Here is a 21,343-nt window from a genome sequence, read left to right as displayed (position 1 = left end):
TCACACGGCGAGACGGAACTTGTTGGCGTGGGGCACATAAGTGCGCCCACCGATGCGTTCCGATCCCTCGTTGCACAACACCGCCACCATGTCCTGCACCACCGGCGGGCAGGTGATGTGGTAGGAATGGCCAACGGCTTGGTGAACCACGTCGGAAACATCGACGATGACCACCTTGGCCGGAACCTGATGCGGCTGCGCAGGGCCGTCATGGCCGAGACGGTCCGGATTGCCCTTGGTCACATCACTGACCCGCAGTGCCAGGTCGCCAGTGTTGAAATAGACGGTGATTCGCTGCGCCAGATCAGGCAGGCGGCCGAACTTGTGATCCAGCTCGAAGGCATCGGCATCCTCGTCAGCAGCGGTAAGGATGAGATTGTCGAAGAGGCGGGCCAGCGCAGCCCCGTTGGCGATCTTGCGCGCCTGCTGCAAGGCGTGGCGCAGCACGTAGTTGCCCATGCTGTGTGCGATCAGGTTGATGCGCTGACCGCAGGCCACCGCCGCATCGGTATCGCGCAGGAATGCCGCCAGCTTGGTCAATCCACGCGCTACCGCGTAGCCGGAAGCCTCCGCATCGTGGCGATCGTTGCCATAGCCGGTGACGGCCCCGTCCGATGGCCAGGAAAAGACAAAGATGTTCGGCTCGTAGCCCGCCTTGCCCTGGCTGCTCACCAGCGCCGCCGCCGACTCGACCGCCTCCCGAAAACTGACATTGAAGCCGTGGATGAACAGCAGCGCATCGCGCGACTGTGCCCGCATGTTCGCCCGCAGCGATGCAAACAGGGCCTTAGAGCCCTGCTCGGCGTTGTCCGGGAGAATGTGGATGGTCGCCGCATCGAGCTGACCGTCGACAACTTCAGCCTGGCCGAAGCGCAAGTCGCCGAGATTGGTCGAGGAAAAATCCGGCCCGAAATCCCGCGGAGTCTTCTTGGGCACGGGATTGCGGTTGGTAGCGAAATAAACGGTAGTCATCATGTCTCCTCCACGGGTTGGGATGGCTTGATGCTATACTGTTCGAGTAGAAATGAAATGACAAACAGGAAAACGCCCCCCGTCATCCGTTACCACTGAGCCGACGGGGATTTTCATTTTCCTGCGATCGGCCGACCAGGGCGTACATGTCGGCCAGTTCAGCGGAGCGGAGGTCCACCTGGGTATCGATACCGAGGCGGTTCGGGAAGTCAAACACCACCGGCAAAGCCGATGGCTTGCCGGATCACAGCAATAGCCTTACCTTGCGACCACCGGTAATACTGAACCCCTCCCGCTCATAAAAGGCCAGGGTCCGCTCGAACGAAGGCAACGGCGGCGTGGTTACCTCCAGGCGTTTCCAGCCTCGCGCCAGGGCGAAGTTTTTGCTCTGGTCGATTAGGCGCGCCCCCAGACCCAAGCTGCGAAACGAGGGACGCACGTAGAGCTCCGAAATCGTCCCGAATTCCCCTTCCGCATATAGCGCCCGGCTCTCGTAAAAGGCGACAAACCCGACCGCCAATCCACAACTGTCGCGCACCACAAAGACGAAATACGCTTCGCGCGACAAAAACTCAGCCAGCCGAGTTGCGGTTTCGGCCTTGTCGAAGTTGAATGCTTGAGTATTCGTCTGCGCCACGATCTCCGATCGTAAGTCGCCGAGCATCTCTGCAATCTCGCAGGCCATGCCTTCAGCCACGCTTTGAATCGCGAAACCGCACGGCATTATTCGCTCGTCCTCGAAGCAGTCAACGGCCATTCTCCTTGTCCGGGAGGCCAATCGACCTCCAGCTGGCAGGCTGTTGCCAGCGCCAATGCCCGGGTCGCAAGTCGTTCAATCAGATGCAAGCTCATGTCGATACCTGCAGAAATTCCACCTGATGTCACCACTTTGCCCTGATCAACCCAGCGCCTATTCTCTACGACCTGTACACTGGGAAACATCTCACGCAAATCGGCGATATCCTCGTGATGTGTTGTGGCGCTCAGGCCATCCAGGATCCCCCCTTTGGCCAGCAGAAACGCTCCCGTACAGACCGATGCGGTCAATTGCGTTCGTCGATGAATATCGGCAAGCCAGCAAGAGAGTTCTGAATCCCGCAGTTCATCCATAACCACGCCACCGGGGACAATGAGCACATCGATCGCCGGATGCCTGGAGCGAATAAAATCCGGCTTGATCTGGAGGCCTGCCCGCGCCCTTATCAACTCCTGCCGGGAGGCTATCGTAAATACCTCGAAAGGGGCTTCCTCAGCGGGGTATTGACGGGCGAATACCCGATTTGCCGTGGTAAAGACTTCATACGGCCCAGCGAAATCAAGCACCTCAACCCCGGGATAAATATAAATCGCCGCGACATAAGTCACGATGACTCCCCTCTCTCCGAGCTGCGACCAATGGGCGACCATCCCTGAGCCGGCGCCTGTCCACCGGAAACGAGAAAACGCACGATGCGCACCCACAGTGACCACGGGGTAACCACCGGAGGCACATTCAGTGCAATCTGGGCGGAGGCCAATGCATCCTCTATCAAGGCATCGTGCAAAGGTCGCCATGCGAGCGGCCATGATACCCATGCCCTCCCTGAGCACTCCAACACTAGACAATGGCGCAGTTGGGAGTTGCCCTCCGTGTTGTCAATCACTTCGAAACCGTGATGCGCCCCCTTGAGGCAAGGAGGCGCTGTTATGCGAAAACGTATGGAGCGACCAGGCTCATAGGCCTCCACTACGTAGCGAACAGGACCGTGCCCTCCTTTCGCCCCCAGGCCGAGAGGAGTATCAAAGCGCATCGCTGGCCAGATGTGCTTGGGCCAGAGCAGATCCCCCGATGAAGCCAAGGTATCGATCAAGGGAGCCACCCGGGTAGCCGATACCGGCAAATCCCTGGAATGAACATTTGCAATTCTCAATTCCCGCTCCCCAGATACTCGCCCGCCATGGAGATTGAGCACTCCGCAGGATTCAGCATAATTTCGTCAATCCTGCGGACATAAACACCATACGGAACGCCATGAAAAGGCGGCACTTCATGCGACAGGCGGAATCCCGCACGCAAGTAAAGCCGCAATGCGTCCTTCATAATTGGACTGGTGTGCAAAGCAAACTCCGCCGCGCCATCCCAACGAGCACGCTCCAGGCAGAAATCGAGCAACGCGCGCCCTATCCCTCTGCCCCGCGCATCCGGTGCAACCACCAACATGCGCATCACGGCCCATTCACGCCGAAATATCGCCGCCTTGGCGCCAGGCGGGATATAGGCAACCGCCCCCAGCAGGCGTCCACCACATTCGGCAACAAACAGATCACCTGTTTCAGCAAGCTTCGACATGTTATGGAGTTTTTCCCGCAAACCCGGCCAGTCATCGTAAAAGCAGGCGTATTGTGAAAATGCCAGGACGGCCAAGGCGTCGACCTCCCCGGCATCGCCTGGGTAATAGCTGCGAATCAGATACATACCTTCCCTCTTGCGGAGATCATTTCGTCAAACGTCCTTGAGACAGAAATCCAATATGGAGAAATGGCGTACCAGGCGCAAAACAGGCAAGTGAAAATTGACGATGGCGTTCCCCAAAAAACGGGAGCTACGCGACGCCGGGCTTGATTGTCAGATGTATCCACAGAGGCGCTCCTCTACTTCGATGCACCCAGTCTAGACAGACACGCAACGACCTTCTGTAGCTTTGGTTACATTAAACAACCGCCAGTTCAGCCCCCCCGAATGCATCTGGCCATTTCGTCCGGGAGCAGAAAAATCGGACAACCGAAAAGAACGCGGGCTGCGTAACTAAAGCTACAGATCGCCCCCCACCCTTCTCCTACGATGAGCACCGCTACCGAGGATGAACCTCGGCGCAATTTTTCAACTCAACCTAGGAAAGGTAGTTCCCATGAAAAATAGTTTCGTGGCGCTCGTGATCGCACTGCCCTTGATTTTTTCCAACCAATCCTCTTTGGCTGAGGAAAACAACCCGCCGATGCTCGACAAGGCTCGCACTGCCGTACTCATTACCGATCCCCAAAACGATTTCCTGCGCGAGGACGGAAAGCTATATGGCCTGCTCAAGGACAACCTCAACGAGTTGGGTACGATCGACAATATCGAGAGATTAATGAAAACAGCCAAGTCGAAAGGTATTGCGCTTGCAGTAGACCCGCTGGTTTATACGCAGCAGGACAACGCATGGAGCCATGCCGGCACCTTGCAACGCCAATTGCTCGACATGAAAGCTTTGCATCGTACGGCGCTTAATGACCCGAAGGATTTTGAAGGTTCCGGGGCTGATTTCTTCGCACGCTACAAGCCCTATATCCACGATGGCAAGACCATCGTTGTCGCCCCGCACAAGATGTACGGACCGGAAAGCAACGACCTTGTCTATCAATTGCGCAGCCGAGGCATCGATACGGTTGTCTTGGGTGGCATGGTAGCCAACCTCTGCGTCGACTCCCACATGCGAGCCCTTATGGAAAACGGCTTCAAGGTCTATGTCGTCAAGGATGCCGTAGGCGCTCCGGGTGCCGATGCCTACAAGGCAGCCTTGGTCAATTTCAACATGATCTCGAACGGTGTCCTCACGACCGAACAAGCCGTCAGTGCGTTGAATCGCTAAGTGCACTCCGCAGGGCGGCCTAGTCGGTGGATTGAGTGGTTTCCAGGCATCCGCCCTGCTGGCTTGACCGAGAAATTCCCTCGGACGTCCCACCCGCCGACTAACCCGTCGAGAAACCCCGCCAGCAAGCTTCGCCATGAGCGGCAAGGGCAGTAGAACGACGGAGCCCCATTCGCATGACCGCAGAGTAACTTTTGCTACAGATTGCTGTACCCAAACCCTTTAACTTTGCCCGCACTACATCCCGTAGATATTTTGAGGAGAAGGACATGAAACCGCTGCGTTACTTCATCGACACCCATGACAAAGCCAACGGTAGCTTCCCCGAAGCGCTGACCCCCGAGCAGTTTGAAGGCTTCTATGCTCAATACCAGGAGGCATGCCTGGCCGAGGGCGTCATTCCAATCCGCATCAACCTCAGCTACGGCGACGGGCGCGCCTTCTGCCTGAACCTGGCGGAGGATGCAGATGCCGTACGTCGGGCACATGCCCGCGTCGGCCTGCCATTCTCCAGCATTACCGAAGTGACCTCGGCTACTCCGGGCGATACCTTCAATCGCCGACAAGCCCATTTCCAAGTAACGGCCTGAAGGCCAGCTCGCATCGGGCCGTTCCATGAACGGCCCATTCCGACCGGAGCGAATCATGAATGACGGATTATCGGAAATCCTGAACATCGGCATCCCTGCAATCCTGATTGGCGCCCTGCTCTTGGGCACGATGGTGCATAAGGAACTCGGCCCCTTTGTCGGCCTTGGTCCTGGCGGGAAATGGATGCTCAGTTTGGCCTTGGGCATGGGGGTTCTCGCCTTTACCCTGAAAATTGGCGTCGCGCTGATACTCGCCGAATCGCCCGAAAACACGGTAGATCGTTTGACCGACAACCGCTTTGTGCATTCGCACCAAGCCTCCGACGAAAAAACCGATTTCCTGAACCCGGCCCCCTTCCGGCCACGGGAATATGTCTGGGGGACCTTGCCGGAACGCGCCCCGGAACCGGCGGACAATCCATCCAACCCGGTCAAGATTGAATTGGGCAAGCGCCTGTTCTACGAAAAACGGCTTTCCGCCGACGGCACCCTGTCCTGCGCGTCCTGCCACGATCTCTACGAAAAGGCCGGTGGTGATGGCCGTGCAACAGCCCTCGGCATCGCTCAGCAGACCGGGCCACGCAACGCACCCACCGTGTGGAATGCCGCCTTCCAGTCCGTGTTGTTTTGGGATGGACGCGCGCCCTCTCTGGAAGCCCAGGCCAAGGGACCGATTCTCAACCCGATCGAAATGGGGATGCCGACACCCACCGAAGCAGAGCGTCGCCTGAACGCGGACACTAGCTACCGCACGCAATTCGCCCAAGCTTTTGGCGACGGCCAGCTGATCAGTTTTGAACGCATCGCCCAAGCCATTGCCTCCTATGAACGCACACTGATCATAGCGGACAGCCCATATGACCGTTTCGTACGTGGCGACCCCAAAGCGCTGAATCAAGCCCAGTTGCGCGGCATGGCCCTGTTCGAATCGGTAGGCTGTGTGCTGTGCCATCGCGGGCCGAATTTCAGCGATGCCAGCTTGCTGGGCGGCGAAACACCGTGGCGCCTGTTTCCGGCCAATGAGACGGCCTACGAACGCAAGTACAAGCTGCTCGACGAGGCCGGCCAGCGCGGCGTCTGGCGTATCCCTTCGTTACGTAATGTCGCGCTGACCGGCCCCTGGCTGCACAACGGCTCGGTCGACAAACTTGATGAAGTCGTGCGCATCATGGCTAGCGCCCAACTCGGGCGCTCCACCGGTTTGATGACCTGGCTCAATCAAAACAGCTCACTCGGCAAAATAGACCGCAGTCCACTGAGTGACCGCGAAATCCGAGACATCGTCGCCTTTCTGGAGGCGTTGAGCAGCGACACGTTACGCGCGGCAAGACAACAATCCGCTGCCACCCTCCTCCGGTCGTCCGATAATACGGACAAGAGACAGCACGCACGATAAGGAGGGCGTATGGGGAAGATTGAAACGTTCAGCCCTTTTTGCCAGCTCAGCAAGGCGGGGCGACAGTTGCTGGAAGAAGGCATGATAAGCCGGCACTGTCCTTCTTCCGCCCCGTTGCTTTTCAAGGGACAACGCACCTCCGGGGCTTATTTCGTCCTTGAAGGCCGATTGCGGGTCTTTTCGATGGCACCGAACGGAACCGAGGCGACGCTGTACTTCATCGAACCCGGGGAAACCTGTGTCTTCGCACTCAACAGCCTGTTCAACGACCTGCTTTATCCAGCCTGGGTACAAGCGGTCGAAGAAACCAGCCTGGCACTGATTCCGGGCACCACCTACCGCCAATTGTTTGCCGTAGAACCGGTGATCCGCGACCTGACGGTCAAAACGCTTTCGACACTGGTATTCCGACTGATGGCGGAACTCGAGGTGGTCCACGCCTACAAACTCAATCAGCGCTTGGCCAACCTGATGCTGGTGCATGCCTCGGCAGCCGGCGAACTGCGCATGACACAGCAACAGATGGCCTTTCATCTGGGTACGACGCGCGAAGTCATCGCCCGTCTGATACGCGACTTCGTCGCCGGCGGCCTGATCGAAACCCGACGTGGCGTCACCCTGATCAGGGACAGCAAGGGCCTGATCAGCCTGGCTCCGGCTAACTGAATGCCCCCAAACTGCGCATTGGGCAAATGCTATTCAACGGTGGGCGGCGCCGCCAACCTCATTCCAGCGCACCCCGGGCGGCCGCCCGCACATGGTGCGTCAAGATGTCGATTGCCTGCGAGTCGATGCGCCAGCGATGCCAGTACAAGGGCACGTCAAGGACCAGTTCCGGCACGACCTCGACCAGCGACCCCGCCGCCCGGTCGGCCCGCGACAACTGGTCGGGAATCATGCCCCAAGCCAGACCGCGCCGGACCGCTTCGGCAAAGGCGCCGGTCGTCGGCGCGGCATGCGTCGGCGGACGGATCGTTTGGCCGATCAGGCGCTGCAGGTAAACGTCCTGTAGCGCGTCCTTGCGATTGAACACCAGCATCGGCGCTCTCGCCAGATCTTCCACCGAAGGCCCACGCGGCAGATGGCGGGCAAGATAGGCCGGCGTCGCCAGCGCCCGATAGCGCATAGCGCCGAGTAGCTCGACACGGCAGCCCTGCACCGCCGCCGATGCGGCGCTCACCCCGGCCATCGCCGAACCGTCGCGCAGCAAGGCCAGCGAATGATCCTGATCCTCGACGCGAACCTCCAGATTGATCTCCGGATGCTCGGTCAGCGCAGCAAAAACATCGCCGAACCAACTGTCGAAGGAATCGGCGTTGATCACCAAGGGAATGCGGGTCGGCTCCCGTTCTCTCGAATCGCCGCCTTCCACGTCGCTCACCCCCATCGCGGCCAAGGCTTCGCTTTCGAGCAGGGCCAGTTGCTCGGCGTAGCGCAGCAAGGGCTGCCCCGCCTCGGTCACCCGGCAGGGTGAACCGCGCTGGATCAGGATCTGCCCCAGCCGCTCCTCAAGCAGGCGAACACGCTGGCTGATCGCCGACGGCGTCACATGCAGGCGCCGCGCGGCGGCATCGAAACTGCCTTCACGAACCACCACGGCAAAGGTCGTGAGTTGGGCATGATCAATCTTCATGATTAAAAATTTCTAAAGAATATTTAGAAAGTTTAACTGGAGTTCATCATCCGCGGCATGCAAAGTGAACGCATCACGAACACCGCTCCCCGAGAAAGTCATGACCGAACACTTCCTGACCGGCTTGCTGACCAGTACCGCCCTGATCGTCGCCATCGGTGCCCAAAACGCCTATGTGTTGCGCCAGGGATTGCGCCGCCAGCACGTGCTGCCGCTGGCCCTGTTTTGCTCCGGAAGCGATGCACTGCTGATCTTTGCCGGGATCGCCGGCCTGGGGGCGCTGATCGCCACCCAGCCGCTGCTGCTCGACATTGCCCGCTACGGCGGCGGCGCCTTCCTGTTCTGGTACGGCACCCATGCTGCCCGGCGCGCCCTGCTCGGCGAGCAGCTGACGCTCGCCGACGGCGAGACGGTATCCCTCAAGCGGGCGCTCATCACCTGCGCCGCCTTCACCTTCCTGAATCCGCACGTCTATCTCGACACTGTCGTGCTGCTCGGCATGCTCGGCGGCCAACGCGGCGACGGCCGCTGGGAGTTCGGTGCCGGCGCCGTGCTGGCCAGCTTCCTCTGGTTCCTCACACTGGGCTACGGTGCCCGCCTGCTCGTTCCGCTCTTCGCCAAACCCGTCGCCTGGCGCGTGCTTGACGCCGGCATCGCCTTGCTGATGTTCGGACTGAGCGCTTCGCTACTGCTCTGGCCGGCAACGTGACTCACCGGGATCGTCGGCGGGACACCCCGCGTTCCCGCAAATAACAAACGTGCCATGCGGAAAGCAAAAGCCCCCACCGGTTTCCCGGTGGGGGCTTTTCATTGGCTATCACCTGAAGGTAACTTCCTTCGGGGCGCGATCCGAAATCACATCTCGACGGTTTCCGCCACTTCGACGAACTCGGGAATCTGGTCGAAGTTCATGTAGCGATAGACTTCGGCAGCCTTGGCGTTGACCAGCTTGATCTGCTCCATGTATTCCGGAACCGTCACGATGCGGCCGGCCAGGGCGCACATGGCGGCCAGTTCGGCGGAACCGAGGTACACCTGGGTGTCGATACCGAGGCGGTTCGGGAAGTTACGGGTGGAAGTGGAGATCGCGGTGGAGCCCTTGCGGATCTGTGCCTGGTTGCCCATACACAGCGAGCAGCCCGGCATTTCCATGCGGGCGCCGGACTTGCCGAGGACGCCGTAGTAACCTTCTTCGGTCAGGATCAGCGCATCCATCTTGGTCGGCGGGGCGATCCACAGGCGGGTCGGGATGTCCGACTTGCCTTCGAGGACCTTGCCGGCGGCACGGAAGTGGCCGATGTTGGTCATGCAGGAACCGATGAAGACTTCGTCGATCTTGGCGCCGGCGACTTCGGAGAGGACCTTGACGTCGTCCGGATCGTTCGGGCAGGCCAGGATCGGTTCGGTAACTTCGGCCAGATCGATTTCGATAACCGCGGCGTACTGGGCGTTGGCATCAGCCTTGAGCAGCGTGCCGTTGGCGATCCAGTCTTCCATGGCGTTGATGCGACGCTTCAGGGTGCGGGCATCCTGATAGCCTTCGGCGATCATCCACTTCATCAGGGTGATGTTCGAACGCATGTACTCGACCATCGGTTCCTTGTTCAGGGCGACTGCACAAGCGGCAGCGGAACGCTCGGCGGCGGCATCGGACAGTTCGAAAGCCTGTTCGACCTTGAGGTTCGGCAGACCTTCGATTTCCAGGATGCGGCCGGAGAAGACGTTCTTCTTGCCCTTCTTCTCGACGGTCAGCAGGCCGGCCTTGATGGCGTACAGCGGAATGGCATTGACTAGGTCACGCAGGGTGATGCCCGGTTGCATTTCGCCCTTGAAGCGGACCAGCACGGATTCCGGCATGTCCAGCGGCATGACGCCGGTGGCAGCGGCAAAGGCAACCAGACCGGAACCGGCCGGGAAGGAAATGCCGATCGGGAAACGGGTGTGCGAGTCACCACCGGTGCCGACGGTATCCGGCAGTAGCAGACGGTTCAGCCAGGAGTGGATGACGCCGTCGCCCGGACGCAGCGCAACGCCGCCACGGGTGCTGATGAAGGACGGCAGTTCGCGGTGCATCTTGACGTCGACCAGCTTCGGATAGGCGGCGGTGTGGCAGAAGGACTGCATCACCAGGTCGGCGGAGAAGCCGAGACAGGCCAGATCCTTCAGTTCGTCGCGGGTCATCGGGCCGGTGGTGTCTTGCGAACCGACGGTGGTCATCTTCGGCTCGCAGTAGGTGCCCGGCAGGATGCCGGTCACGCCACAGGCCTTGCCGACCATCTTCTGGGCCAGCGAGTAGCCCTTGCCGTCGTCGGCCGGGTTCTGCGGTAGGCGGAACAGGGTCGATTGCGGCAGGCCGAGGAATTCGCGGGCCTTGGTCGTCAGGCCGCGACCGATGATCAGGGGGATACGGCCGCCGGCGCGGACTTCGTCGAGGATGACGAGAGTCTTCAGCTGGGATTCGGCGATGGTAGCGCCGTTCTTGGTGGCAACAACCTTGCCGGTGGCTTGATCGACCTTCAGTTCGATCTCGTCACCCATGTCCATCTGGCCGGCGTCGATTTCGATCGGCAGTGCGCCGGCATCTTCCATCGTGTTGAAGAAGATCGGGGCGATCTTGGAGCCCAGGCAGACGCCGCCGAAACGCTTGTTCGGGACGAACGGAATGTCTTCGCCGGTGAACCACAGCACCGAGTTGGTGGCGGACTTGCGGGAAGAACCGGTACCGACCACGTCACCGACGTAGGCGATCAGGTTGCCCTTGGCGGCCAGCTTTTCGAGTTGCTTGATGGGGCCGCGCGAGCCCGGCTCGTCGGCTTCGATACCCGGACGCGGGTTCTTGAGCATGGCCAGGGCGTGCAGCGGGATGTCGGGGCGCGACCAGGCATCCGGAGCCGGCGACAGGTCGTCGGTATTGGTTTCACCGGTGACCTTGAAGACGGTCAGCTTCTGCGAAGCCGGCACGGCCGGGCGGGAGGTGAACCACTCGCCGTCAGCCCAGGATTGCATGACATTCTTGGCGTTGGCGTTGCCGGCCTTGGCCAGTTCGGCGACATCGTGGAAGAAGTCGAACACCAGCAGGGTCTTCTTCAGACCTTCGGCGGCAACGGCGCCGCAGGTGCCGCAAGCCAGCAGGTCGATCAGGGGCTTGACGTTGTAGCCACCCAGCATGGTGCCGAGCAGTTCGGTGGCCTTTTCCTTGGAGATCAGCGCACAGGCTTCTTCGCCCTTGGCAACCTTGGCCAGGAACTCGGCCTTGACCTTGGCGGCATCATCGACACCGGCCGGCACGCGATGGGTGATCAGCTCGACCAGAGCGGCGGCTTCGCCAGCGGGCGGATTCTTCAGCAGGGAGACCAGTTCGGTGGTCTGTTGCTTGGACAGGGGCAGCGGGGGGATACCGAGGGCTGCACGCTCTGCAACGTGGGCGCGATAGGCTTCAAGCACGGCGACTTCCTTTCGTAAAGGGTTGCTCTGGGAAACGAATATTTTACGACAATGGCGGCGGCCGATTGGTTCGGCTTTTAGCTTCCCGAGGCCGGCTCGCGAGTCTTATATATGATAGCTTATCTTCAGGGTTTTGCCATGCCCTGATGTGCACTGCAACATCGAAGCGCTCAAAATTTGAGCACACCAGGAAAATAGCTTTCCTGACAAGCGCTTACACGAACTGCCCAGAGCTTATCCACAGACTTACCCCGGCAAAACGGGGATAAACGCTACTTATCCCGATACCGGCCGTTGCGAATAATTCGATTAAAACGAAATATAAATCTGAAAATTTCGTCTATTTCGAATTATTGAATCGCTCTAGGATGAGTGCTCCCCAACCGCAAAAGGAGCGCATCATGCATATCGACATTCGTGCCCAAGGATTCGGGCTTTCTCCCGCATTGCGCGAGCACGCCGAGCGCCGCCTGGGATTTGCCCTGAGTTGGGCAACCTACGATGTCCGGAAAGTAGCCGTGCGGCTGTACGACATCAACGGTCCGCGTGGCGGCGAAGACAAGTGCTGCCGCATACAGATCGCCCTGCCCGGCACCAGCGATATCGTGATCGAGGATACCGAGTCCGACCTGTATGCCGCCATCAACCGGGCGGTCGACCGTGCCGAACGTTCGCTGGCCCGACGCCTTGAACGCCAGAACAAGCACCGGCGCGACAGCCTGCGGGAAATTTTCCGCACTGACATGGCCAAAGACGAAGGTCTGGCAGCGATAGCAAACCCGCACTGAAGGTCAATTGCCAGCCACTCATGCGCGGCATGGCAGTCACGGCATGCCCGACAGCGGGCATGCCGGATACCATCGACACCGCTCGCCACACGGGCGAGTGGTGATCCGCTATCCAAGGCATGTCGCATTGTGCGCCAACGACCTTTTTTTCCACGCCGGAGCCTTGACCCGTGTCCGACAGTCGCACCGCTGCTGTGCCCGAGCAGCATCCTTACCACGGACAACGAATCGCCTTCCTGACGCAGCATGGCAAGGAGCGCGTTGTCGCCCCCATCCTCGCCGACATGCTGGGTTGCCGTGTCGAACGGATCGGCGGTTTCGATACCGACCAACTGGGCACCTTCACCCGGGATATTCCGCGTTACGGCAAGCAACTCGAGGCTGCCCGCCGCAAGGCACGCATTGCCATGGAGTTGAGCGGGGCCTCTCTCGGCCTGGCCAGCGAAGGGAGTTTCGGCCCCGACCCCCATACCGGCCTGTTTCCATGGAATATCGAGGTCATGCTACTGATCGACGAAGTCCGGAATATCGAGCAGGTCGGCATTTATCAAGGGCCGGCCAGCAACGACCACGCCTGGATCGTCACTTGGGCGGAACTGGAAGAGTTCGCCGCACGCATCGGTTTCCCCGAGCAGCACCTGGTGCTTCGTCCCTCCAGCGAGAATAACCCGCGCTTGCGCAAGGGACTGGCCGACTGGCCCTCCCTGAAAACCGCCTTCGCATGGGCAAAGCAGGTGTCGTCCGCCGAAACAAGGATTTTCGTCGAGCGCGACCTGCGGGCTCACGGCCACCCCGAGCGCATGGTCAACATCGGCCGGGCGGCGCTGAACCTCGCGGAGAAACTGGCGTCCTTATGCCCTCACTGCGCGACACCCGGCTTTTCTGCCGCCGAGACGGTGGCCGGGCTGCATTGTGCCGAATGTGGATTGCCCACCCGCGAGTATCGGGCGGAAATCTGGAAATGTCTCCGCTGCGAGCATCGGGAAACACGCAAACGCAGCGACGGCGTCATGACGGCCGATCCGGTATCCTGCGGCTATTGCAATCCTTGAGCCGGGTAGAAAACAACTTACCGCACGAATATTAAGCAGCACCACCAAATCGCCATGCCATCAAGGATCTAGCTGCCATTCTCCTTGCGCAAGCGATGAAAAATCCTGCCTCGCCGGTCAGGAAGGTGCACCGGAAACTCCGGGCAAGTTTGACAAATGCGTTAAATAACTCACATGGACTATGACGAAAGTCGTAGATAGTCACGCCCTTGGATCAGATGTACCGGTCGAAAACCAACAAACAAGGGACCTCAAATGAACAGCACACGCATTGCGCTCGCTTGCGATTACGAAACGGAAGAAACACCACTCATCATCTCACCGGCAGAAGACGAAACGCAGGTCGCCGACCTGATCGTTTCCTACCTCGAACAAATGGGTATCGAATACGTTTTCGGCGTTCCCGGCGGTGCCATCGAGCCGCTCTACAACGCCCTTGCGCGCAGCAGCCGACGCGGCGGCCCGCGCCCCATCGTCGCTCGCCATGAGGCCGGCGCCGCCTTCATGGCCGATGGCTATGCCCGCGAAACCGGCAAGATCGGCGTCTGCTGCGCCACCTCCGGCCCCGGGGCAACCAACCTGATCACTGGCGTCGCCTGCGCCTTCGACAACGGCATCCCGATGCTGGTCATCACCGGCCAACCATCACTCCCCTCCTTCGGCAAGCGCGCTCTGCAGGAATCGGCATGCACCGGAATCAACACCCTCGGTATGTTCCGCCACTGCACCCGCTACAACTCGCTGATCTCGCACCCGGAACAGATCGAATCGAAACTGATCACCGCCCTGCAGCGCGCCGTGCGCGCACCGCGCGGGCCGGTGCACCTGACCATTCCGCTGGACATCATGAAAAGCCCCAGCCCGGTCAGCAAGCCTTCTTACAACATCGCCGACAAGATCCGCCCGACCTCGCTGCTTGACGCCGATGCCACCGACCAACTGGTCGACCTGCTCCAACAGTCGACAAATGTCCGCCTGCTGATCGGCGGCTGGTGCGGCGAAGCCATCGGGACCATCCTGCAGCTGGCCGTCCAGCGCGACATTCCCTTTGTCACCACTCCCGACGGCAAAGGGCTGGTCAGTCCCTACCATCCGTTGTTCCGGGGCGTCTTCGGTTTTGCCGGCCATCCGTCGGCCAGCGCCCTGCTCAACGACGACAGCGTCGATCTGATCCTCGCCGTCGGCACCAGCATGAACGAATGGACCAGCAGCGGCTGGAGCGATTCCTTGCTCAACAGCAAACTGGTGCACATCGACGAATCGGCCGAACACCTGGCCCGTTCCCCAATGGCCCGATTGCACGTGCGCGGCCGCCTGATCAGCATTTTCGACCGCCTGATCGAGCGCAGCCACAAAACGCGCAAAAGCAGCGACTTCGAATACCGACGCCACCGCAACAGCCGCGAACCGCTGCTGCCCACCCCCAGTAATGACTTTATGCTGGCTGATCCGGAGAAATACACCAGCCCGGCCAGCCCGATCAAGCCGCAGCGCCTGATGTACGACCTTGGCCGCCTGTTCCCGCCGAGTACCCGCTTCCTGGCCGACGCCGGCAATAGCGTCGCCTGGTCCACCCACTACCTGAGACCGTCCGATCGTCGGCTCGGCGAGCGCCGCATGAGTGGCGGCGGCCGGCGACGTGATAACGGCCGCCGCCAGACGGAGGCCGGCTGGCTGCGCCTGACCATGGATTTCGCCCCCATGGGCTGGGCCATCGGTGGGGCCGTCGGCACCGCTACCGGCAACCCGAACGTGCCGGTGGTCTGCATTACCGGCGACGGCAGCCTGATGATGAACGGCCAGGAAATTTCGGCGGCTGTCGCCGAAGGCCTGACGGTCATTTTCGTCATTCTGAACGACCAGGCGCTGGGCATGGTCAAGCACGGCCAGCGCCTGGCCGGTGCGGAACAGATCGGCTTCCAGCTGCCAGCCACCGACTTCGCGGCCATGGCCCGCGCCATGGGCGCCGACGGCTATACCGTCCGCTCACCGGAAGAGATGGCCGCGCTCGACATCGATGCCATCTGCCAAAAAAAGGGGCCGACGCTGATCGACGTCTATATCGATGAAGACGAAGTCCCGCCCATGAATCTGCGCATGCAGATCCTCGGCACCGACATTTAAGGAAAACACCATGCAAAGACTTCACGGCAAAACCGCCCTGATCACTGGCGGCAGCAGCGGCATCGGTCTGGCCACCGCGCAGCTTTTTCAGGCCGAAGGCGCTCGCGTCGCCATCACCGGCCGTAGCGCCGAGAGCCTCGAAAAGGCCCGTTTCCTGTTGGGAACGGACGCGCTGATTTACTGCAGCGACTCCGGCAGCCCTCGCGACATCGACACCCTGTTCGCTGACCTCGGCCAACATTTCGATGGCCTCGACCTTCTCGTCCTCAACGCCGGAACTGCCTCTCCAGCCCCTCTCCAGGCCGTCAGCGAGGCCGCCTTCGATGAAGCACTGGCAATCAATCTCAAGGGCGTCTTCTTTACGCTGCAAAAATCCCTGCCACTGCTCCGCGCCGGCAGTTCGGTGGTGGTCACGACCTCGATCACCAATCGGCTCGGATCGCCCAACTTCAGCGTCTATGGCGCCTGCAAGGCAGCATTGCGCTCGCTGGTCGCCTCGTTGTCGCTCGAACTCATTCCGCAAAAAATACGCATCAACGCCGTCAGCCCCGGGCCAATCTCGACCCCGATGTTCGACCGCCTCGGCTTGCCTCCGGAAGTCAGCGCATCGATCCAGAACGAAATCGCCCGGAAATCGCCAAGCGGCCGCTTCGGCGTGCCGGATGAAGTAGCCCGGACGATCCTCTTTCTGGCCAGCGACGAGGCTTCCTACATCGTCGGCCAGGAAATCGTGGTCGATGGCGGCATGAGCCTGCTCTAGGGACTCCGCAGATGAATACCGAACCGGCACGGAATGTCATCCACAGCCGATTGTGGGCTGAAGATGCCGAAGACGACGACGCATTCACCGCGCAAACCTGTTACTGCAGCGGCTACGACGTCTACGGCGAACTGCTTGAGCAAGCCACCTATCCGGAATATCTCTACCTGCTGTTTCGCGGCGAACGCCCGGCACCGCATATCGCCCGCGCCCTGGAAATCCTCTCCATCGCCGTAGCCAACCCTGGACCGCGCGACACCTCGGTACATGCCGCGATGTGCGCCGGGGTCGGCGGTTCACCGGCTGCCGCCGCACTGATGGCGGCGCTGGCTGCCGGTGCCGGTGTTTCCGGCGGCGCGCGCGAGGTCTTCCAGTGCATGCAACTGTGGACCAGTTGCGGCGACCGCCCCGAGGCTTGGCAACACGCACTACAAGCGCCAGCCGCCGCCGGCAGAATGCAGGTCTGGCCGGACGCCGAACACCCGCCCGGTTTCGCTCCCTACGGCCAGCGCTGCGCTCGCCCGGTCAGACAAACCCTCAGCGCTCTCGCCACCTGTCTGGCAGATGGCCACATCGCCTGGCTTGCCGCCCATCGGGAAACACTGGAACAAGCCGCCGGTCGGCCGCTGGCGATGACCGGCGTACTCGCCGCTGCCCTGAGCGACCTCGGTCTTGACCCGGCCGCTGGAGAAATGCTGACCCTGTTGCTGCGCCTACCCGGTGCCGCCGCGCATGCGCTGGAGCAAGGTGAAAGCGGCTTCCGGCGCTTTCCTTTCTTCGCTATCGACATCGCCAACGACCCAGGCCGACACACCGATCAGGAGCAATCACGATGATGGAATCAATCCCGCTGGAGTCCTGGGAGGGTCCGCTGCGGACGACGATGGGCGGCTGCTTTCCCGGCGAACGTGCCGTCTTTCGCGGCCACGACCTGCACGCTGATCTACGCGATGCCGAGTGGATGGACCTCTACCTCTTCGGCATCTGCGGCCGGCGGCATACGCCCGCCCAGCTCAGGGTCCTGCATGCCATCTGGGTCAACACCAGCTACCCCGACCCGCGCCTGTGGAACAACCGGGTCGCCGCACTTGCCGGCAGTGCCCGAAGCACCGGCATACTCGGCATCAGTGCCGCTCTCGCCACCTCGGAAGCTGCCATCTACGGCCGTCAGATCGACATCGCCATCGCCGATTTCCTGACGCGAGCCATGACGGCCGTCCGCGGAGGGCGCCCCTTGGCAGAAGTCGTCGCCGACGAATTGCGGATCAATCGCAGCATCGGCGGCTACGGCCGCCCCGTGGCCAAATCGGCGGCAGATGAACGCAACGCCGTCGTGCTGGCATTGGCCGAACGCGAAGGTCTGGCCGACGGTGAGCATGTCAAGCTGGTTTTCGCCATCGAGGAAATACTGCTCACCGGTCGTTGGCGCATGCGCATGAACTATGCGGCGCTTGCTGCCGCGCTTGCCCTTGATATCGGCCTAACATCACGCGAATATTACCTATATCTGCTTCCGGCATTTCTGGCCGGCATGCCGCCCTGTTACATCGAAGCATGCGACCGCCCGGAACAGGCGACTTTTCCCCTGCGCTGCTCCGCCCTCATTTATCAAGGTCCGCCAAGGCGTTCCTGGGTTCCGGAGTGTCGATAACATCCCTTTTCATTGCCAAGGCGCGGGCTTTCCTTTAGATTCGTCAAAAATTTAAAAAAAGAAATCGGACCTGGGGGATTTACCATGTTTCATGCCCGTCTGCTTTCCGGCCTCCTGCTTGCTGGCAGCACCAGTTTTGTGCTGGCCCAATCGCTGGTCGAGGAAGAGGATCTTGCGCTGGTCTACGGCGACAAAAATTTCGTAACCATTGCTACCGGTACTCGCCAGCACATCAGCAAGGCACCTTCGGTCGCCACCGTCATCACGGCCGAAGATATTGCCAACATGGGCGCAAAAACCGTAGACGAGGCGCTGGAGTCGGTTCCCGGCATGCATGTTTCGCGCTCCACACTTGCTTATGGAGCCACTTACAGCATACGTGGCATTCTCACCGAATCGAATCCACATGTTCTGATGATGGTGAACGGTATTCCGATGACCAGCGTCTACCAAGGCAACCGCAACGACATGCCAGTCGCCCTGCCCGTCGAAAACATCTCGCGCATCGAAGTCATCCGCGGCCCCGGGTCTGCTCTCTACGGCGCCGATGCCTTTTCGGGGACGATCAACATCATCACCAAGACAGCCGGTGAAATTGGCGGCACTTCATTCGGCGTGCGCGCTGGCTCCTTCAACACCTGGGACACCTGGCTCCAGCATGGCAGCCGCGTCGGCGATCTCGAAATTGCCGGCTACCTGAAGTTCGGGAGCACCGACGGACAGCGCCGCACCATCAGCGAGGACGCCCAGACCGGGATCGACAAACTATGGGCAGGACCCGCCGCTTCGCTGGCACCCGGTTCGGTCAATATGAGCCATGATGATATCGATGCCCAACTCGATCTCGGCTACGGCCGGCTACGCTGGCGGACCGGCTACACGCTGCGCAACAACGGCGGGTTCGGTGTCGGGCTCGCTGGCGCCCTCGATCCGAATGGTCGTTTTCGCAGCGAACGCTTCACGACTGACCTTACCTGGAGCGATGCCAATTTCGCCCGCGACCTCAGTCTCACCGTGCAAGGTTCCTTCATGAACCTGGCCAACGAGATCACCACGCCGGCCATGCTGTTCCCGCGCGGAGCCTTCTTTGGCACCTTCCCCGACGGCATGGTCGGCGATCCAGACAAATGGGAACGCCAAGCCCGCTTTTCGGCCACCAGCATCTATACCGGCTTTGCCGACCACCGCATCCGTTTCGGCTTCGGCCATGATCGCCTGGAAATCTACAAAACCAGGGAAACCAAGAATTTCACGCAGATACCAGGACCGCTGCCGACCCCCTTGCCGATGTATTCGGCGAGCGGCGCCAACCTCTACCTTTCCCCCCACAAGCGCAATGTCGATTACCTGTATGTACAGGATGAGTGGAGCTTTGCCCGCGCCTGGACGCTGACCACCGGCCTGCGCTACGACGCCTATTCCGATTTCGGCAGCACCACCAATCCGCGCCTGGCCCTGGTCTGGGAAGCCAGTCAGGACCTCACCGCCAAATTGATGTACGGCACGGCTTTCCGCGCACCGTCATTCGTCGAGGAATATGCCACAGGCAACCCAGTGGCACTCGGCAACCCGTCTCTGATGCCGGAAAAGATTAAGACACTCGAAGCGGCAGTAACCTGGCAAGCCAGCCACGACTTGCAAGCCACCGTCAGTGTTTTCCACCACGATATATCCGACATCATCAATCAATCGGGCGTTACCTATCGGAATACCGGCAAGCAAAAAGGCAACGGCGGCGAACTCGAAATTCTATGGGATGCTTCCAGCAGCCTGCGCCTGAGCGGGTACTACGCCTATCAGCGCAACATCGACCAGACAACGCAACGGGACGCCGGCTACGCCCCGCGCCACCATATCTACACCCGCGCCGACTGGCGCCTCTACTCGGACTGGCGCCTGAGCGGCCAGGTCAATTATGTCGCCGACCGGGCACGGCCTGCTGGCGACAACCGGCCGCAGATTCCCGACTACACGTCGGTAGACCTGACCTTGCGCACCGGCCGGCAGAAAACCGGATGGGATTTTTCCGCCTCGGTATTCAACCTGTTCAATGCCGATATCCGAGAACCGTCCAAGATCGATCTGACATCGAGCACCGGCATCATCCACGATCTGCCAATGCCGCGCCGTACAGTCTGGCTTCAGGCCCGTTACAGCCTATAATCCCGAAATGACATTGCGTTTTCTCCGCCATTTCCTGACGCTCCTGCTGGTCGCCTGTACCCTCCAGGCGGAAGCTGGCATCACGCGCATCGCCGTGATCTTTGCCGAAACGGACGATGCCGGCCCGACCAATTTTGCCAGCCTGCTCGGTGGCATAGAAAACACACCGGGGGTCGAAATCATCCGCTTGACCCTGAAAGATTTCGAAGAACCCCGCCTCAGCCAGCTACTGCAGGCCAATGCACAGCGCGGCGGTCCCATCCGGCTGGCCGCCGCAGGCGGCAACATCGGGCCGATCGCCGTGCTTTACCCGGATATCGGCGAGCCTTATCGCAGTGTTTTTTCAAAGATCATTGAGGGAATCGAGGAAAGCACCCAGACCAAGGTCAGCAGCTACGCAGTGGGCAGCAGTTTCAACGCCCAGACGATTTCCGGCGAACTGAAGCGGCAGGATATCCGTGTCGTCATCGCCCTCGGCCGCAATGGCCTGAAGGCCGCCAGTGCGCTCGACAAGGAATTCGGCGTCATTGCCAGCGGTGTGGTTTCCGTACCCGACACCGAGGTCCGAACCAGCGCGATTCTCAGCCTGGCCCCCGATCCTGCGCTGCTGTTCTCACGCCTGAAGGCCCTCTCACCCAAGACCCAGCGCGTCTTCGTCGTCTACGAACCGCGCCAGAATGCCTGGCTGATCAAACTCGCCAAGGACGCCGCGCGCAGCCAGGGCATCGAACTGGTTACCCAGGAAGCCGGCGACCTGAAGAGCGCCCTGACGATCTACCAGAACATCTTCGCCCACGCCGATGCGAAGCGCGACGCGCTCTGGCTGCCGCAAGACAGCGCCACGGTCGACGAATCGATGGTCCTGCCGCTGGTGCTGCAGGAATCGTGGTCCAAAGGCATTCCGGTATTTTCCAGCAACGTTTCCCACGTCAAGCGGGGAGCCCTGTTTGCCCTGTACCCCAACAACGTGGAACTGGGCCGCAACCTGGCCAGCTCAGCCCTCGGCATGGCAAGCGGCAGCCCCGTGGCGCGCGGCGTATTGCCGCTGCGCGACGTGTTGACCGCGTTCAATACGCGGACAGCCAGCCATCTCGGCCTGACCCCCTCGAAAGCCCAGCAACAGGGCTTCGATCTCCTTTTCCCGGAACAATAAGTACGC

19 protein-coding genes are annotated in these 21,343 nt (G+C 60.7%); 13 read left to right on the top strand and 6 right to left on the bottom strand.

All coding sequences use genetic code 11. From position 1 onward, the window contains the following. From F1002_RS04635 to F1002_RS04615, 4 genes are all read right to left on the bottom strand, one after another. Complete coding sequence (locus tag F1002_RS04635; RefSeq protein ID WP_223879461.1) at positions 1–975, bottom strand: alpha/beta hydrolase; 975 nt, start codon at positions 973–975, stop codon at positions 1–3. Positions 976–1,216: 241 nt separating this feature from the next. Beyond that, entirely contained in the window at positions 1,217–1,696 is a 480-nt protein-coding gene (locus F1002_RS04630) for an N-acetyltransferase (protein ID WP_223879460.1), read from the bottom strand. Continuing rightward, positions 1,696–2,337 (bottom strand): DJ-1/PfpI family protein, encoded by a 642-nt coding sequence (locus F1002_RS04625; protein WP_223879459.1) that lies wholly within the window; start codon positions 2,335–2,337, stop codon positions 1,696–1,698. Before F1002_RS04625 ends, F1002_RS04630 begins: the two co-directional genes overlap by 1 nt. Before the next feature lie 541 nt (positions 2,338–2,878). Then, positions 2,879–3,427 (bottom strand): GNAT family N-acetyltransferase, encoded by a 549-nt coding sequence (locus F1002_RS04615; RefSeq protein WP_150427828.1) that lies wholly within the window; start codon positions 3,425–3,427, stop codon positions 2,879–2,881. A gap of 385 nt (positions 3,428–3,812) precedes the next feature. Here F1002_RS04615 and F1002_RS04610 point away from each other — a divergent pair, with 385 nt between their 5' ends. The 4 genes from F1002_RS04610 to F1002_RS04595 all read left to right on the top strand — a co-directional run bounded on the left by F1002_RS04610 (position 3,813) and on the right by F1002_RS04595 (position 7,235). Then, on the top strand, positions 3,813–4,583 hold the full coding sequence (locus F1002_RS04610) for a cysteine hydrolase family protein (protein WP_223879458.1): 771 nt from the start codon (positions 3,813–3,815) through the stop codon (positions 4,581–4,583). Positions 4,584–4,852: 269 nt separating this feature from the next. Further along, positions 4,853–5,173, top strand: a complete 321-nt coding sequence (locus tag F1002_RS04605; protein ID WP_150427827.1) for a DUF4242 domain-containing protein — start codon at positions 4,853–4,855, stop codon at positions 5,171–5,173. 130 nt (positions 5,174–5,303) lie between these two features. Next, positions 5,304–6,569: a cytochrome-c peroxidase gene (locus F1002_RS04600; protein WP_223879471.1), complete on the top strand. Its 1,266-nt coding sequence runs from the start codon at positions 5,304–5,306 to the stop codon at positions 6,567–6,569. Positions 6,570–6,578: 9 nt separating this feature from the next. Then, the gene (locus F1002_RS04595; RefSeq protein WP_150427825.1) at positions 6,579–7,235 is read left to right on the top strand and encodes a Crp/Fnr family transcriptional regulator; all 657 of its coding nucleotides are present in this window, start codon (positions 6,579–6,581) and stop codon (positions 7,233–7,235) included. A 58-nt stretch (positions 7,236–7,293) separates the two neighbouring features. On the opposite strand, the gene F1002_RS04590 is transcribed toward F1002_RS04595, so the two are convergent. Then, a complete protein-coding gene (locus F1002_RS04590) occupies positions 7,294–8,202 on the bottom strand; it encodes a LysR family transcriptional regulator ArgP (protein ID WP_150427824.1) in 909 nt (302 codons plus the stop codon). 100 nt (positions 8,203–8,302) lie between these two features. Here F1002_RS04590 and F1002_RS04585 point away from each other — a divergent pair, with 100 nt between their 5' ends. Further along, entirely contained in the window at positions 8,303–8,911 is a 609-nt protein-coding gene (locus tag F1002_RS04585) for a LysE/ArgO family amino acid transporter (RefSeq protein ID WP_150427823.1), read from the top strand. Positions 8,912–9,057: 146 nt separating this feature from the next. Here F1002_RS04585 and acnB read toward each other — a convergent pair whose 3' ends face one another. Continuing rightward, positions 9,058–11,646: a bifunctional aconitate hydratase 2/2-methylisocitrate dehydratase gene (acnB, locus tag F1002_RS04580; RefSeq protein ID WP_150427822.1), complete on the bottom strand. Its 2,589-nt coding sequence runs from the start codon at positions 11,644–11,646 to the stop codon at positions 9,058–9,060. Positions 11,647–12,047: 401 nt separating this feature from the next. On the opposite strand from acnB, the gene F1002_RS04575 reads away from it, so the two are divergent. The 8 genes from F1002_RS04575 to F1002_RS04540 all read left to right on the top strand — a co-directional run bounded on the left by F1002_RS04575 (position 12,048) and on the right by F1002_RS04540 (position 21,337). After that, complete coding sequence (locus F1002_RS04575; RefSeq protein WP_150427821.1) at positions 12,048–12,434, top strand: HPF/RaiA family ribosome-associated protein; 387 nt, start codon at positions 12,048–12,050, stop codon at positions 12,432–12,434. A gap of 170 nt (positions 12,435–12,604) precedes the next feature. Next, positions 12,605–13,486, top strand: coding sequence for a DUF6671 family protein (locus F1002_RS04570; protein ID WP_223879457.1), 882 nt, complete (start codon positions 12,605–12,607; stop codon positions 13,484–13,486). A gap of 255 nt (positions 13,487–13,741) precedes the next feature. Then, positions 13,742–15,610, top strand: a complete 1,869-nt coding sequence (locus F1002_RS04565) for a thiamine pyrophosphate-binding protein (protein ID WP_150427820.1) — start codon at positions 13,742–13,744, stop codon at positions 15,608–15,610. Between the two features lie 10 nt (positions 15,611–15,620). Beyond that, a complete protein-coding gene (locus F1002_RS04560) occupies positions 15,621–16,370 on the top strand; it encodes an SDR family oxidoreductase (protein WP_150427819.1) in 750 nt (249 codons plus the stop codon). 11 nt (positions 16,371–16,381) lie between these two features. Beyond that, a complete protein-coding gene (locus tag F1002_RS04555; RefSeq protein WP_150427818.1) occupies positions 16,382–17,206 on the top strand; it encodes a citryl-CoA lyase in 825 nt (274 codons plus the stop codon). Next, a complete protein-coding gene (locus F1002_RS04550) occupies positions 17,203–18,021 on the top strand; it encodes a citryl-CoA lyase (protein WP_150427817.1) in 819 nt (272 codons plus the stop codon). Before F1002_RS04555 ends, F1002_RS04550 begins: the two co-directional genes overlap by 4 nt. A gap of 84 nt (positions 18,022–18,105) precedes the next feature. Next, positions 18,106–20,184, top strand: a complete 2,079-nt coding sequence (locus F1002_RS04545; protein ID WP_150427816.1) for a TonB-dependent siderophore receptor — start codon at positions 18,106–18,108, stop codon at positions 20,182–20,184. A 7-nt stretch (positions 20,185–20,191) separates the two neighbouring features. After that, a complete protein-coding gene (locus F1002_RS04540; protein ID WP_150427815.1) occupies positions 20,192–21,337 on the top strand; it encodes an ABC transporter substrate-binding protein in 1,146 nt (381 codons plus the stop codon). Positions 21,338–21,343: the final 6 nt, after the last annotated feature.

Origin of the sequence: Dechloromonas sp. CZR5 (assembly GCF_008711155.1) — a bacterium.
Taxonomy (GTDB): Bacteria; Pseudomonadota; Gammaproteobacteria; order Burkholderiales; family Rhodocyclaceae; genus Azonexus.
Note: the sequence above shows the minus strand (reverse complement) of the source record. Positions and strands in the feature narration are given on the sequence as shown.

What these genes read in the sequence shown, in the direction of transcription:
- F1002_RS04545 (WP_150427816.1), top strand. Translation starts at nt 18,106, where the DNA reads ATGTTTCATGCCCGTCTGCTTTCCGGCCTCCTGCTTGCTGGCAGCACC.
- F1002_RS04590 (WP_150427824.1), bottom strand. Translation starts at nt 8,202, where the DNA reads ATGAAGATTGATCATGCCCAACTCACGACCTTTGCCGTGGTGGTTCGT.
- F1002_RS04610 (WP_223879458.1), top strand. Translation starts at nt 3,813, where the DNA reads ATGAACCTCGGCGCAATTTTTCAACTCAACCTAGGAAAGGTAGTTCCC.
- F1002_RS04550 (WP_150427817.1), top strand. Translation starts at nt 17,203, where the DNA reads ATGATGGAATCAATCCCGCTGGAGTCCTGGGAGGGTCCGCTGCGGACG.
- F1002_RS04635 (WP_223879461.1), bottom strand. Translation starts at nt 975, where the DNA reads ATGATGACTACCGTTTATTTCGCTACCAACCGCAATCCCGTGCCCAAG.
- F1002_RS04540 (WP_150427815.1), top strand. Translation starts at nt 20,192, where the DNA reads ATGACATTGCGTTTTCTCCGCCATTTCCTGACGCTCCTGCTGGTCGCC.
- F1002_RS04595 (WP_150427825.1), top strand. Translation starts at nt 6,579, where the DNA reads ATGGGGAAGATTGAAACGTTCAGCCCTTTTTGCCAGCTCAGCAAGGCG.
- F1002_RS04560 (WP_150427819.1), top strand. Translation starts at nt 15,621, where the DNA reads ATGCAAAGACTTCACGGCAAAACCGCCCTGATCACTGGCGGCAGCAGC.
- F1002_RS04600 (WP_223879471.1), top strand. Translation starts at nt 5,304, where the DNA reads ATGGTGCATAAGGAACTCGGCCCCTTTGTCGGCCTTGGTCCTGGCGGG.
- F1002_RS04585 (WP_150427823.1), top strand. Translation starts at nt 8,303, where the DNA reads ATGACCGAACACTTCCTGACCGGCTTGCTGACCAGTACCGCCCTGATC.
- F1002_RS04555 (WP_150427818.1), top strand. Translation starts at nt 16,382, where the DNA reads ATGAATACCGAACCGGCACGGAATGTCATCCACAGCCGATTGTGGGCT.
- F1002_RS04605 (WP_150427827.1), top strand. Translation starts at nt 4,853, where the DNA reads ATGAAACCGCTGCGTTACTTCATCGACACCCATGACAAAGCCAACGGT.
- F1002_RS04565 (WP_150427820.1), top strand. Translation starts at nt 13,742, where the DNA reads ATGAACAGCACACGCATTGCGCTCGCTTGCGATTACGAAACGGAAGAA.
- F1002_RS04575 (WP_150427821.1), top strand. Translation starts at nt 12,048, where the DNA reads ATGCATATCGACATTCGTGCCCAAGGATTCGGGCTTTCTCCCGCATTG.
- F1002_RS04615 (WP_150427828.1), bottom strand. Translation starts at nt 3,427, where the DNA reads ATGTATCTGATTCGCAGCTATTACCCAGGCGATGCCGGGGAGGTCGAC.
- F1002_RS04630 (WP_223879460.1), bottom strand. Translation starts at nt 1,696, where the DNA reads ATGCCGTGCGGTTTCGCGATTCAAAGCGTGGCTGAAGGCATGGCCTGC.